Origin of the sequence: Dyella sp. (genome assembly GCF_035508675.1) — a bacterium.
Classification (GTDB): domain Bacteria; phylum Pseudomonadota; class Gammaproteobacteria; order Xanthomonadales; family Rhodanobacteraceae; genus Dyella_B.
On record NZ_DATJMN010000137.1, the window covers coordinates 1 to 13272 of the forward strand.

Sequence of the window (13272 nt, forward strand, 5' to 3'; positions counted from 1 at the left end):
GGCCCGCCTCCATCTTCATGACAGCACGACTCTTCCTGAGTCTTCATGACACACTGGTTACTCTCGATCATACGGCACCCGCACGGCTTCGTGCTCCCACCCTGGTGCATTTCTCCTACTTCACCGCCGCGCAGACTGCGCGACGTCGAGCCAAAGTGGGCAATCGTCGAAACGGAAGCAGCTGATTCCGACATAACGAGCAGGATTTTTTCCTGAAAGCCCTTCACGCCGCGCGCAACACGCGGCGTGACCTAAGCGTGTGGAGAAACACCATGAAAGACATGCAAGGCGGTCGCTGCGGACCGCAACTCTATCTATTGTCCAGCGACGGCTACGAGACCCTGAAGCATCTGCAGGACATGCTGACCCTGATGGCGCGTATCACCTATAACGAGGACAACGCCGGGAACGGCAACGCCGTAATGACCATCGGCCGGGCGGAGCTGTATTTCATTTTTCAGTCGATCAATATGCAGATTGATAACGTACTGGAGCATCTGGACAGCGAAAATTGGATCGGCATCCAAGGCATGACATGGCAGTGACAAGCCGAAGCGCCTGCCGGCTAGTCACGCTAGGTGATGTTGGATGTTCGGGTTAGCGTGCATGCGTGAAGTAGCATGGCTTATCCTTCATGCGAAGGGCAGTGGGACGGTGTGATGAGCGCTGCATCGGCAAGCGGACGTTGCCCGAGCATCGTATATGACGAAGGTAAGCATATGAAACGCACGTGGACGATCATCGGGGTGAGTGACGTCGCTGCCAGCTTCAGCTGGTACCAGTCGCTCTTCGGGCAGGCGAAAGCGGCGCCTGCCCATACCTACTTCGGGCAAATCCTCGATGCCGATGGCACAGTCTTGCTCTGCCTTCATCGTTGGGGCGATCATGACCATCCTTCATTGAAAAGTCCTGGTCATGCAACCCCTGGCAATGGTCTGCTGCTGTTTTTCCGGGTGGACGATTTCGACATGGCGCTGACGAGGGCGCGCGGGCTTGCTACGCGGTTCGATGAGGAGCCGCACTTGAATCCGAATACCGGCACGATGGAGTTTTCGCTGCGGGATCTCGATGGCTATTACGTCACGATCAGTTCGCTTTCCGCCAATTGAGCCTATGAAGCACGGCAAACCTCAACCTAAAACGATATCGATGATCCGTAGATACAAGTCACTGATTGGCGCCATGCTACTTGTTGTGTGTGCATGGCAACCCGTTTCCGCGCTGTCGTCGGAAGAGGCAGCAAAGACGCCGCTCCAGCAATCATTGAGCGAGCTTGCGGTGCGTGCGCGCCCGGGCGTGCTTGGCATCACCGTGCTTGACCTGGATACCGGTGCGCAGGTGCACATCAACGCCAATCGCGCCTATCCCATGATGAGCGTATTCAAGGCGCCGGTGGCGGCCACGGTATTGTCTCAGGTCGACGCCGGGCAGCTTTCCCTGGATCAAAAAGTAACCCTGACACGTGCGGACGTGGTGGGTGGTTCGGCGGTTCCGTCCATCGGTGCTCACTTCCATGGCGAGCGCATGACGTTCACGGTAAATGAGTTGCTGTTTGCCACCATCAGCGAAAGCGACAACACCGCTGCCGATGCCTTGGTACGCCTGGTGGGCGGCCCCAAGGTGGTGACGGCATTTCTGCGAGCTCATGGCATGGACGGTATGCGCGTGGACCTGGATGAGGCGGGCGTCGACCGGATCTTCCAAGGCGTGGCGCGTGGCGGGCAGATGCCTGCCAACGAAACGGCGCAGGAAGCGCTTGCGCGGCGGCGCCGCGGTTATCGCGACTATCTAAGCGATCCGCGCAACCGGACAACGCCCGATGCTGCGGCCAAGTTTCTCAAGCAGCTTTGGAACGGCCAGCTGCTGTCGGCAGCATCGACCCGGCACTTGTTGCAGCTCATGGAGGGCCAGACGATCCCCCATCGCTTGCGCGCAGGCGTGCCGGAAGACGTGCGCCTGGCCGACAAGTGCGGAACGTCGGTGTCATTCGAAGGGGAAACGGCTGCGTATAACGACATGGGCATCCTGACCTGGCCAAACGGCCACACCGTCGTCGTTGCCGCGTTTCTCACCGCCGCTCGCGCGGACAAGGCGGAGCTGGATGCCCTCTATGCCGATATTGCGAGGCGCGTGGTCGGAACGGTTGGGCAACATTGAGGGATGTACGCTGGATAAGAGCGCACACACATCGTGACGTCGAGCCTGACAGTTCTTGCATTCGCTGCGCGCTATCAAGGGTGGTTTGCTCGATCGCGGCGCGTACCAGAACCGACGAACGTCCAAACGTTTTGCGATGCATTGTTGGCGGTGACGGATGTCACCGCCCATCTCGATTATTGCAATGAGTTCAACCCGATCGCATGGGTGACTGCTGCCGATGTATCACGATCGTGATGCGTACCGGCGGTCGTGAACAAGCCATTTGCTTCCGCCACCGTCAACATCGCCTTGCCCATGGTGTCGTAGCGCCCATCGGCGATGGCTTCGGAGGTGATGTCCGCCAGATGCGCCAACGTGGCCTGCATGGTGCCGCAACCCAGGCTGATCCTGCGTACGCCAAGCTCGCCGAGTGCCAGTGCTGCGGGCGCGCCCGGATAACCGGCGTAGATGTTGAGCGGCACGGGCAGGGATCGGGCCAGCGTAGCGATCTCGTCCAGATCGGCCAGGCCAGGTACGAAGATGCCGTCGGCGCCTGCATCGATATAGGCGAGTGCGCGCGTCCGTGTTTCCTCGAGCCGCGCGGCGGCGTTGACGTCTTTGGTGCAGTACGTATCGATGCGTGCGTTGATGAAGAAACGTAGATCATGCTGCCGCGCCACCGTTCGTGCGCAGGCGATGCGTGCGCACAGCACCGAAGGATGGGCCAGCCTTTGCGTGGCTGGATCGGTGCCGTCCTCGATATTGATGCCCACCACGCCAAGTTGGATCAATGCGTCGACCACGTTTCCAGTGTCCTGGGCATCACGCCCGTAGCCGCGTTCGATATCCACGCTGACCGGCGCCGCGGTGGCGCGGCAGATGCGTGCGCAGGCGGCCAACAGTTCCTGCACGGGCATCTGCTCGCCATCGGGATAACCCAGTGACCACGCCATGCCTGCGCTGGTGGTGGCAATGGCTTGGGCGCCGGCATTCTCGATCACCCGCGCGCTGGCGACGTCCCAGGCATTGGGCAGCATGAGCGGCGCCGGGCCGGTATGCAGTTGATGGAAGTATTCGGCGCGTTCTTGTTGTTCGCGATGCATGTTCGTGGCCTGTGTCCGTACCGTTGATGGGGTAAGCGAAGCAGACCATGGCCGGTTTCGTCGCGCTGTCAGAATCTTTAGCTACCGCCACGCCGGCACAGGCCGGCGCGGCGCAAGCTTGCTAAGCTCAAACGCCCGCCCACGCCGCCGCTGCAAACGCATGTCCAGCCTCACCGCCAAGGTTCTGCTGTCGACGGATTCGCTCACGCTGCGCAACGTGCATTGCACGGGTACGTGCCGGCACCGCAGCGCTGAAGAATGTGCGTTGGACACGCAATTGGTCTTCCCTTATCGCGGGCTTTACCTGCGGCATGTGGGCAAGGATCAGTCCGTGGCGGATGCCAACCACGTGCTGTTCTTCAATGCGCTGGAGGGCTATCAGGTCAGCCATCCGGTGGACGGCGGCGACGCCTGTCTTTCGCTGCGCCTGGATCAGGCGTTGCTGGCCGAACTGGCGCCCAAGGCGCTGCTGCAGGAGGGTGCCGAGGCGGCTTTCCGGTCGCAGTCGCAACGCATCGATGCGCGTGCGCAGGCCCTAGTGGCGCTGCTGCGTCACGCCCTGGACAACGGCACCATCGAACCACTGGAGGCGGAGGCGCTGGTGCTGACCCTGGTCGGCCGCAGCCTGGGGCCACGTACTGCCACATCGCGATTGGCATCTACGTATGCGCGCCGGCGTCTTGCCGATCGTGTGAAGGTGTTGCTGGCCAGCGACCTGTCGCGCCGCTGGACCCTGGCGGAGATCGGCCAGGAAATCGGCAGCTCGCCGGTGTACCTCACCCAGGTGTTCCGGCAGGTGGAAGGCGTGCCGCTTTATCGCTACCAGCTGCAGTTGCGCCTGGCGCGTGCGCTCGACCTCATCGGGCAATCCGACGACCTTGCCGCGCTGGCCGTCGAGCTGGGCTTTTCCAGCCACAGCCATTTCGCCAGTGCGTTCCGGCAGGCATTCGGCCGCTCGCCGACCGATTTTCGCCGTGTCGCTAGGGTGTAGGTTCAAAGCTCCGAACCATGGGGTCATGGCGCGGCCCTTCGTAGGTTCTGGCTTCAACGCACTTCTATAAATTGCCCTCATAGCGAAGCGTGCATGTGGATCATCGCGGGAAACTATTCCCTCCCCTGCGGCAGTAGGGGAGGGCTAGGGTGGGGTGCGAGCGCAGCGAGCGGCGGGAGCCGACCATCGCCTGCATACCCTTGCTCGGGACATTCAGCGGTGTGCTAAAGCCCAAGCAACCCCACCCCAACCCTCCCCTACTGCCGCAGGGGAGGGAGTGCATCGTGGCGAGTATCAGGTTGTACCGACTTGTCACGCTGTGGGACGAGTAGCGGGCAATTGATAGAAGTGCCGTTTACAGCAGCGAAGCGGGTCACACCGTGACCCAGTGACGTTGAGGCGCCCGAAAGGCGCTGGACCCCGATCTTCGCCGGCGACGATGAGGGGTTACTGAGACTCGGCGCTAATCAAGTGCGAAGTAGGGGAGGGAGTCGCTCAAGTTCCTGGCTTAAGGTCGTAGCGCCAACCTGCGCCTTATCTCGCGCACCTGCACGCAAACAACTAAAGAACTCGACAGCGCGCATATGGCAACACATGGTTTCCTGCTGTCCGCCCACTGGCGGGCAGACAGCAGGAGAGATCCCATGCAAGAGAAAACCTGTGCGGTGTGCGATTACGCACTGGACGACAAAGCCATCCAAGTCACCATCGGCGGACAGACGGTGGAAGTGTGCTGCGAGGAATGCGCGCAAAAACTGCGTGAAGCCAGCGCGAAGGGTGCTGCGTGAGGTGATCGGCGCGCCTGGCATCGCCTCCCGGTGCCAGGCGTCGTGCCCATCAGCACGCCCCAAGGAGTTCTCAAGTTCGCGGCCAAGGGCTAATGTAGGCAGGCCGGTAAGGGGGCTGTTATGGAACGACAGGTAAGGGCGGAGTCCGTGGCGGGTGATGGCAAGCAAGACGGCGACGCGCTATGGCTGGCCATGGCCGATGGCCAGCAGCTATTCCTGCGCGATTGGCCGCGGCCTGCCGCGCACGATGCGGTGTTGATCGTGCATGGGCTTGGCGAGCACAGCGGGCGTTACGAAGCCCTGGCGCAGTGGTTTCTGGCGCATGGTCATGCTGTGCGCAGTTACGACCAGCGCGGGCACGGGCGTACACCGGGTCAACGCGGGGCGCTGCGCCGCAGTGACGATTTGTTGAGCGATCTTGCGACGGTTTACGAACACTACACGGTCAGCTTGGGGTGGCCGCCCATGCTGCTTGGTCATAGCATGGGCGGCTTGATCGCGCTGCGCGCGGTGCTCGATGGCCGGGTGGAGCCGCCCAGGCTGGTGCTGTCATCGCCGGCATTGCGTTCCTATGAAGCGCCATGGCTGCATCGCCTGGCGGCGGTGCTCACACGGGTGTTGCCGAATCTCCCGCTGCGCAATGGCTTGCCGCTGGATGGCCTGACGCATGATCCGAAAGTGATCGAGACCTACCGCCACGATCCGCTGTGCACGCGCTGCATCACGCCGCGTCTGGCCGACTTCATTTTTCGCGCAGGTGCGTCGTGCATTGCCGATGCGTGGCGGCTGCGCGTTCCCACCTTGTTGCTGGCTGCCGGTAATGATCGGCTGGTGGATCCGGCCGGAAGCCGCGGTTTTTCCAACGGCGCGTGGGCGACGAAGCAGCTCACCAGCCGCTTCTTCGATACCCTGTTCCACGAGCTGTTCAACGAAACCGAGACCGGGCGGCACCAGGTGCTGGCGCAATTGCAGGAATGGTTGCGGCGCACGCACCCATGACGTCCCCAGGCTGGGCTGCCATCCCGGCTTTGCGCCAGCGTGGCGATCAGGGAAGCAATTTCCGATAGACGATAAAGCCCGATTTCTCCGCCACGCTGTCGTACAGCTGCACGGCGGTGGCATTGGTTTCGTGCGTGTGCCAGTACACGCGCGGGCAACCCGCCACGGCGGCGGCGCGATAAACCGCCTCGATCAGCGCACGCCCCACCCCCTTGCCGCGCGCCGCGTCGTGAGTGAAAAGGTCCTGCAGGTAGCAGCTTGGCTCGATCTGGATGGTGCTGCGATGAAACAGGTAATGCGCCAGGCCGAGCAAACGGCCGTCCTGTTCGGCAACCACTGCATGTACCGGCTCGTAGGCGTCGAAAAAGCGCTGCCATGTCGCCTGCGTGATCGGCATCGGCAGCGCTGTAGGGCCGCTCCTGCCGTAGAAGGCGTTGTAGCCTTCCCATAGCGGCAGCCAGGCGGGAAAATCCGCCTTTTTCACCGGCCTGACCGCGAATGGCTTGGACATGCGACATTCCTGGATAAGTGGATGGTCACCCGTTTGCAACACCTGCTCGACGGCATGCTACAGGACCGGTCGTGGCCTCAACCCAGCCAACTCGGCCGCCGCATCGATATGCTGGAGCGGCTGGAACGCTGGCTGGTCCATCATGGCGACACGATGGCGCCAACGCTTGTGCGCCGTGCCGAAACCTTGATGCAGGAGCTGGAGGCCATCAACCACCAGCTCTATCAGGCGATTCGCGACGACATCCGGCGCGGGCAGGGAGCCAACAGCCTGCTGCCGTGGGTGGCAGCCACGCCGCATGACGGCGATGCGGAAAGCTACGATCCGCTCGATGCCTTGGTCAGCGGTGTGCTCGACCTCGCCGAACCCGTCGACGTGTCCGAGCTTGAAGCGGAGATGGTGTTCTACCAGCCTACGCCGGCACGGCACATCTTCGATTTCATGGCGCGCGCGGCGATCGATGCGCGCGACACCGTGATTGATCTGGGCGCGGGCCTGGGACACGTCACCTTGCTGACGGCCATCTGCACACCCGCCCGTTGCATCGGCATCGAATGGCAGGCCGCCTACGTGGCGAGTGCGCGGCAGTGCGCGCAAGCGTTGAACGTGTGCAATGCGACGTTCCTGGCGCAGGATGTGCGGCAGGCGCGGCTAGCGGAAGGCACCGTGTTCTATCTGTATACGCCGTTCACCGGAGCGCTGTTACGTACGGTCCTCGACATGCTGGCGCGCGAAGCCGGCCATCGCGCCATTCGGCTTTGCAGTCTCGGGCCTTGCACAGAGGTGCTGGCCAAGGAGTCATGGCTGTCGACCGACGATGCTTGCGATCCCCGGCGGCCTGCGTTGTTCCGCAGCCGCTAAGCATGTCGATCGGCGGTGCTGGTCCCGCTGCCAAGGCTGCGCAAAAAAAGCCGCAGCACCTCATGGTGCTGCGGCGTCCATCGCGTGGCAATGGTTGTTTGCTTACGGGCGCGGTCCTCGGCGTATGCCACCGAAGATCAGCGACAACACGAACAGGATGACGAACACGACGAACAGGATCTTCGCGATGCTCGCCGCGCCAGCGGCGATGCCGCCGAAACCGAACACGGCGGCGATGATGGCAATGATGAAAAAGACGGCGGCCCAATAAAGCATGGCAATCTCCGTGCAGATGGGTGGATAGCCGCGCGCGTTGCCGCGTTTGGCATGAGCGATTCGACCAGTGCCGCCGTGAACGAGGCGTACGTGCTGCGTACGTGCCGCATGGGTTGTTCAGGCAGATGAAAATCCTGCGCGGCATACGTGGATGCGTGGTGTGCGCTGCGTGAATTACATGGCACGCCAACCAGGCTTTTGCCGGAGCGGCGAGAATTGCGTGCAGGCCTGTGTATGAACGTTATTTCCGCGAAAGCCGGCAAGCGGGGAGAGCATATGGATATGCTCGGCTTTGTTTCACGCGGCTGTCATTCCCACACAGCGGGAATCCATCTTGCTCCGCAATGCGCTTTGGCAGGAATGACGTCGATGGCGTTACGCCGGCATGACGGCTGCTCAGCGCGTGCTTGATGAAACAGCCGGCGCCGGCACATCCTTCGGCAAATCCGCAATCATCTGCATCGCCAGCCCGTCGTAGTTGTAATCGAAGTGGTGATCGCCCGGCTTTACGTACACCTGTACCCATTTCGGCAACTTGGGATCGTTGCATACGGTGTCGTCGCCATCATCGCGGCCGTAGTAACAGACCACCGGTGGCTTGTCCTGCAGCGAGACAATCGGCGGCAGCGCGGGGTAATGCGGTACCGGGTTGATCCATTGCTTCACTTCCTGCAGGTGCGTCTTCAACCAGTTCTCGCGCACCATGATGTAGCCTTCCATTTCGATCTCGAAGTTCACGTCCTGGCTGGGCGAGAGCAGCACCATCTGCGTGACGCGCGCGCGATTTTCCGGGCTGAGCTTGTTGACGATGGTAGGCAGTACGTCCGCGCCGAACGAGAAGCCGATCAGCCACACCTTCTGCTTGTGCCACTGCGTGGTGTACTTGCTGATCAGGGCATCCAGGTCGCGCGCCGATTCTTCCGGCGAACGCATGCGCCAGTAGTAATCCAGGCAGCTGATGCCGAGCACGGGCACGCCGTGCGCCTGCAGCCGCTTGCCGAGTTGCTGATCCAGGTCGCGCCAGCCACCGTCGCCGGAATAGAAGATGGCGACCACATCGTCATGGCCGGCGGGTGCGGGCGCCGTGGGCATCAGCTTGACGGTGGCGTCTTCCAGGCTGGGGTGCGGAAATGGTTTCCAGATCGCCAAGACCGCGATGATCGCCAGCACGACCACCACCACCGCAATACGCAACTTCATCGACGCACGACTCCGCTTAAGCCACCCGAGATCAGGCTGGCGACATTGGTGAGCACCACCGGCAACGCGATGCCGCCCGGGGCGGCCAGGTACCGCGGCTCCCATTCCGGATCAAACTTGTCCTTGTAGCGGTGCAGGCCCTGGAAATTATAGAAGCGCTCGCCGCGCCCGAAGATGAGCGCGCCGAAACGATTCCACAGCGGCGCCTGGCGGCGGCTCTGCAAGCCCGACAGCGGCGCCATGCCGAGATTGAACCAGCGATAACCTTGGGCCTTGGACCACTGCATCAGTTCCACGAACAGGTAATCCATCAATCCGGGCGGCGCATCGGGCGAATAGCGCATCAGGTCCACCGAGGCTTCTTCCATGCTGTCGGTGAGGAACACGTTGGCGAAGGCGACCGGTTGGTCGTTCTGCCACACCACGGCCATCGGCGTACGCGAGAGGTAGCGCTCGTCGAACGCGCCGAGGGAGAAGCCCTTTTCGCGCGCGCGTTTCTCGCGCAGCCAGGCGTCGGAGATCGACTTGAGTTGCGGCAGCAACGCCGGCACCTGTTCCTGCGGCACGATCTCCACGCGCATGCCTTCGCGCACGAGTTTGTTCACCGTATTGCGCAGCACTTTCTTCGACTTGCCGTCGAGGTTGAACTGTTCAAGCCGTACGCGTGCTTCTTCGCCGATTTTCAGCAGGCTCATGCCGACTTCGAGGTACAGGTCCAGATCGTCGGGATGCACCTGGTAGAACACCGGCCAGCCGCCGGCGCGCTCGCAGCGCTCGCGGAACGTCCATACCAGTTCCTGCCGCGCACGGTCATCGCGGCCGACCGGGTCGCCCATCGCCACCCAGCTGCGGCCTTCGATGCCATACATGATGAAGGCCTTGCCTTCCTGGTCGAACAGCAGGCTTTTGTCGCCCATCAAGGCCAGATGGGCCTGGGCGGAATGGAACTGCTTGAGCAGCGGCATGGCGCGCGCCAGTTCCGTTTCGTCTGGTGGGGTGGGGCGTGAGCGGGCCGAGCGGATCAGCGTGGTGAGCGCAAACAGAAACGCCACGCCGGCCGCACCCACCAGCGCACGCAGCGCGCGCGGCGCGTTGCCGTGATAGAAGCTGAACTGCCACCACAGATCGTTGCTGTATTCCACGTGTTGATAGCTGAAAAGCACCAGCCACACCGTGCAGCCCAGCACCGTCGCACAGGCGAGCAGCCAGCCGAACGAGAAGGTGATGTCGAACAGCGAAGCGCGGCGATAGAACAGGCGATGCGCCGGCGCAAGCGCTACCGCCAGGAGGATCAGCAATGTGGCTTCTTCGTAGTCGATGCCCTTGAGCAGCGAGGCCACCGCACCGGCCAGCAACAGCACCAGCGTCAACCAGTACGCCGCATCGAGCCGGCGTTGCAGGCCGCGCGCCAGGATCAGCAGCGACATGCCGATCACGCTGTTGAGGAAATGCGAGATCTCCAGCACCGGCAGCGGCAACAGGTCGCTCAACAGTTCCAGGCGGCCCGGCAGCACGGCGGTGGCGCCGGAGAACAGCAGCACGGCGCCGGACACCAGCGTAAGGCCGGCAAAGAACGGCGGCAGCAGCCCGTTGAACCACGGTGTGAGCAGGGCCGCCTGGCGCAGGCCGCGCGCTTCGCGGATTACCACCACGATGGTGGCGGCGCACAGCGGGAGCAGATAGTAGACGCCGCGAAACGCCGCCAGCGCCCCCAGGATCGGTGCGGACAATGCCTGGTTGCCGGTGGCGCCGAAGCCCGCCAGCATCACCGCTTCGAACACGCCCAGGCCGCCAGGCACATGGCTGATCAGGCCGGCGATCTGCGCCAGCGCAAAAATCGCCAGGAAAGAGCCGAAATGCAGCGCCAGCGAATCGGGCATCAGCGCGTACAGCACGGCGGCGGCCAGGCCCCAGTCGAGCGCGCCGACGAACACCTGGCGCAGCCCTGTCGCCAGCGGCGGCAACTGCACTTTCCAGCGCCACACTTTGAGCGGGCGGCGCAACAGTGCGCCACCGGCCAGCCACAGCAAGGGAATCAGGCACAGCACAAGGCCGAGCAGCAGGCGCCAATGGCCCAAGGGCAAACCGAGCGGAATCGGCACCAACAGCAGCGTGGTGCCAGTGATGGCGAACAGGCCCAGCCAGAAGCTGAGCGTGCAGAACAGCACCACCTTGGCCACGTCCAGGGTCGACAGGCCGGCCTGGATGTAGAAGCGATAGCGGATCGAACCGGACACCAGCATCGCCATGCCCAGCGTGTTGCTGAAGGCGTAGCTGATGAAGGAAATCAGCGCCACATGCGGTTTGGGCAGCTTGCGGCCGATGGCGTCCAGCGCGAACAAGTCATACAGCGGCATCACCGCATAGCCGAGCGCGGTCAACACGATCGCCTGGCCGATGCGCCCGCGGCGCAGGTGATGCATGTACTCGCCGACTTGGTGATAGCTCACCTCGCCGGCCAGCCGATACAGCGCCCACAAGGCAAGGCATAGCATCAGCACCGACAGTACCGGTCCTGCGAATCGACGCAGCCACACCGACCCGGTGCGGCTCAGGGCGTCTTCCTGGCTAAGGACTTGGGCCCCGCCTTGTTGCTCCACGCTACGACTGCCTCTTGATTCCCCAGACCGCGATGGTGCCATACATGGCATGACAGGCAACAACTTGCGGCCTGCCAGCGCGGACGTGCTGGTGACACGTTCCCATCAAAACAAAGGGCGCTCCGATCGGAGCGCCCCGTATGCCGCTGACCGGCGAGGCTCAGCCCTTCTTGACGTCGAACGTCTTGCTGGCGGCCGGCTTGCCGTCCACAGAGATGTCCACCTTGTATTTGCCTTCCGGCCACTGGTCCGGGTTCTTCATGCTGAAGGTGGTGGTGCTGGGGCTGTCGGCGATGATCGACTGGCTGGTGCTGACGATCATCTGGTTCTTGTCCAGGTAGGTCCACTTGGCGCTGAGCGTGGCGCCCGGCGTGTTGCCGGTGGTGTCGACGCTGACGTAGATGGTCTTTTGGCTCGGCGAGAAGCTGGTCACTTCCTTCCTCACCTTGTGGTCGGCATTCACCGAATCACCCAGGGTGATGCTGCTGACCTGGAAGCCGTCGGCGGGCGCGGCAGCCGATGCAGCCGTGCTGGCCGCGGCCGGGGCGGCGGTGGCAGCCGGTGCCGGCGCGGTGCCGGCGTGGGCCGGAGCGGCCGTGGCGCTCGGCGCCGGATGGGCGGCAGTGCTGGCGGGCGCCGGTGCGGTGCTCGGGGCAGCCGGCTGGTTGGCGGGCTGCTGCTCGTTCTTGCCGCAGGCGCTGAGCGCCAGCAGGCCGGCCAATGTCACGCTGTAAAAGGCGGCGGAACGTGCGGAAAGTTTCATGTGCGGGATTCCGAAAAAAATAAAGATAGGTAACGGTACCGGTAGACCGGCAGTATCGGGGCAGCTGGCAAGGCTAGCGCCTCCGATCTGAAGTGCCGATGACCGTGCTGAAGAGCGGGGGCGCAGAGTCTACCGTTATTGACGCACGCCGCGCGCGTTGCCAGGCAGGCTCTTGTCGGTACTGCGGAACGGGTTGATGTCCAGCCCGCCGCGGCGCGTGTAGCGTGCGTACACGCTGAGCCGCTCGGGTGCGCAGTGCTTCATCACGTCGATGAAGATGCGTTCCACGCATTGCTCGTGAAACTCGTTATGGTTACGGAACGAAACCAGGTAGCGCAGCAGGCCTGCGCGGTCGATGGGCGCGCCGCGGTAGGCGATCTGCACGCTGCCCCAGTCCGGTTGCCCGGTGACGGGGCAATTGGAACGCAGCAGGTCGGAAACCAGTGTTTCCTCGGCGATGCCCGCGTGCGTATCGGCCTGGAGATACTCAGGCCGCGGCGGGCCGTAATGATCGATCGTCACCGGCAAGCCGTCGATCGACTCGCCCTGCAGGTCGGCAAATGTGTGCGGTGCGACGTGTGGCGGGCGAATCGCCACCGTCACCACCGCGCCGGCCGCGCGCGTGAGGTCCTGCTGCAACAGCGCGCTCAGCGCCGCCACGTTCGCCAGCGGCTCCTGCGCGAAGCCGTTGAGGTACAGCTTGAACGACTTCGATTCGATGATGTTGGGCGAATGCGCCGGGACGTGGAATTCCGCCACGCCCACCATCGGCTTGCCGTGCATGTCCAGCCAGGACAGCTCGTAGGCATTCCAGATATCCACGCCCTGGAACGGCAGCGGCTCGCCGATGCCGATCTCGTCGCGCTTGGCCTGGCGGGGAATCGGGAACAGCAGGGAAGGATCGTAACGGTCGGCATAGACGGTGTGCTTGCCGAGGGGGGAGTGTTCGGGGGTGGTCATGCACACATTCTAATGCGTGCGCCCGTCTGCCCGTCCTTGAGCTGTTTCTGGCCGTAGGTTGGCGGTGAGCGCAGCGAACCC

15 protein-coding genes are annotated in these 13272 nt (G+C 63.1%); 8 read left to right on the plus strand and 7 right to left on the minus strand.

From position 1 onward, the window contains the following. The 4 genes from VMA74_RS07815 to bla all read left to right on the plus strand — a co-directional run. The coding region (locus VMA74_RS07815) for a hypothetical protein (protein WP_325366074.1) at positions 1 to 185 on the plus strand (185 nt) is incomplete at its 5' end. Between the two features lie 87 nt (positions 186 to 272). Continuing rightward, entirely contained in the window at positions 273 to 545 is a 273-nt protein-coding gene (locus tag VMA74_RS07820) for an XAC0095 family protein (RefSeq protein ID WP_325366075.1), read from the plus strand. A 114-nt stretch (positions 546 to 659) separates the two neighbouring features. After that, positions 660 to 1109 (plus strand): VOC family protein, encoded by a 450-nt coding sequence (locus VMA74_RS07825; RefSeq protein ID WP_325366076.1) that lies wholly within the window; start codon positions 660 to 662, stop codon positions 1107 to 1109. A gap of 73 nt (positions 1110 to 1182) precedes the next feature. Beyond that, entirely contained in the window at positions 1183 to 2157 is a 975-nt protein-coding gene (bla, locus tag VMA74_RS07830) for a class A beta-lactamase (RefSeq protein WP_325366077.1), read from the plus strand. Between the two features lie 176 nt (positions 2158 to 2333). Here the strand turns inward: bla and VMA74_RS07835 are convergent, their stop codons facing one another. After that, positions 2334 to 3242 carry an isocitrate lyase/phosphoenolpyruvate mutase family protein gene (locus VMA74_RS07835; RefSeq protein WP_325366078.1) on the minus strand — a complete coding sequence of 303 codons (909 nt, stop codon included), beginning with the start codon at positions 3240 to 3242 and terminating at the stop codon, positions 2334 to 2336. A gap of 160 nt (positions 3243 to 3402) precedes the next feature. Between VMA74_RS07835 and VMA74_RS07840 the strand changes: the two genes are divergently transcribed. The 3 genes from VMA74_RS07840 (at position 3403) to VMA74_RS07850 (ending at position 6020) form a co-directional block, all read left to right on the plus strand. After that, complete coding sequence (locus tag VMA74_RS07840) at positions 3403 to 4233, plus strand: AraC family transcriptional regulator (protein WP_325366079.1); 831 nt, start codon at positions 3403 to 3405, stop codon at positions 4231 to 4233. A 644-nt stretch (positions 4234 to 4877) separates the two neighbouring features. Beyond that, on the plus strand, positions 4878 to 5021 hold the full coding sequence (locus tag VMA74_RS07845) for a hypothetical protein (protein WP_325366080.1): 144 nt from the start codon (positions 4878 to 4880) through the stop codon (positions 5019 to 5021). 120 nt (positions 5022 to 5141) lie between these two features. Continuing rightward, positions 5142 to 6020, plus strand: a complete 879-nt coding sequence (locus tag VMA74_RS07850; protein WP_325366081.1) for a lysophospholipase — start codon at positions 5142 to 5144, stop codon at positions 6018 to 6020. Between the two features lie 46 nt (positions 6021 to 6066). On the opposite strand, the gene VMA74_RS07855 is transcribed toward VMA74_RS07850, so the two are convergent. After that, complete coding sequence (locus VMA74_RS07855; RefSeq protein WP_325366082.1) at positions 6067 to 6531, minus strand: GNAT family N-acetyltransferase; 465 nt, start codon at positions 6529 to 6531, stop codon at positions 6067 to 6069. A gap of 21 nt (positions 6532 to 6552) precedes the next feature. Between VMA74_RS07855 and VMA74_RS07860 the strand changes: the two genes are divergently transcribed. Continuing rightward, entirely contained in the window at positions 6553 to 7392 is an 840-nt protein-coding gene (locus VMA74_RS07860; RefSeq protein WP_325366083.1) for a class I SAM-dependent methyltransferase, read from the plus strand. Between the two features lie 102 nt (positions 7393 to 7494). On the opposite strand, the gene VMA74_RS07865 is transcribed toward VMA74_RS07860, so the two are convergent. The 5 genes from VMA74_RS07865 to queF all read right to left on the minus strand — a co-directional run bounded on the left by VMA74_RS07865 (position 7495) and on the right by queF (position 13191). Beyond that, a complete protein-coding gene (locus VMA74_RS07865; RefSeq protein ID WP_325366084.1) occupies positions 7495 to 7668 on the minus strand; it encodes a DUF1328 domain-containing protein in 174 nt (57 codons plus the stop codon). 396 nt (positions 7669 to 8064) lie between these two features. Further along, complete coding sequence (locus VMA74_RS07870) at positions 8065 to 8868, minus strand: AcvB/VirJ family lysyl-phosphatidylglycerol hydrolase (protein ID WP_325366085.1); 804 nt, start codon at positions 8866 to 8868, stop codon at positions 8065 to 8067. Then, positions 8865 to 11519, minus strand: coding sequence for a bifunctional lysylphosphatidylglycerol flippase/synthetase MprF (gene mprF / locus VMA74_RS07875; protein WP_325366086.1), 2655 nt, complete (start codon positions 11517 to 11519; stop codon positions 8865 to 8867). Before mprF ends, VMA74_RS07870 begins: the two co-directional genes overlap by 4 nt. Before the next feature lie 109 nt (positions 11520 to 11628). Further along, positions 11629 to 12231, minus strand: a complete 603-nt coding sequence (locus tag VMA74_RS07880) for a hypothetical protein (RefSeq protein ID WP_325366087.1) — start codon at positions 12229 to 12231, stop codon at positions 11629 to 11631. 135 nt (positions 12232 to 12366) lie between these two features. Continuing rightward, positions 12367 to 13191 (minus strand): NADPH-dependent 7-cyano-7-deazaguanine reductase QueF, encoded by an 825-nt coding sequence (gene queF / locus VMA74_RS07885; protein ID WP_325366088.1) that lies wholly within the window; start codon positions 13189 to 13191, stop codon positions 12367 to 12369. Positions 13192 to 13272: the final 81 nt, after the last annotated feature.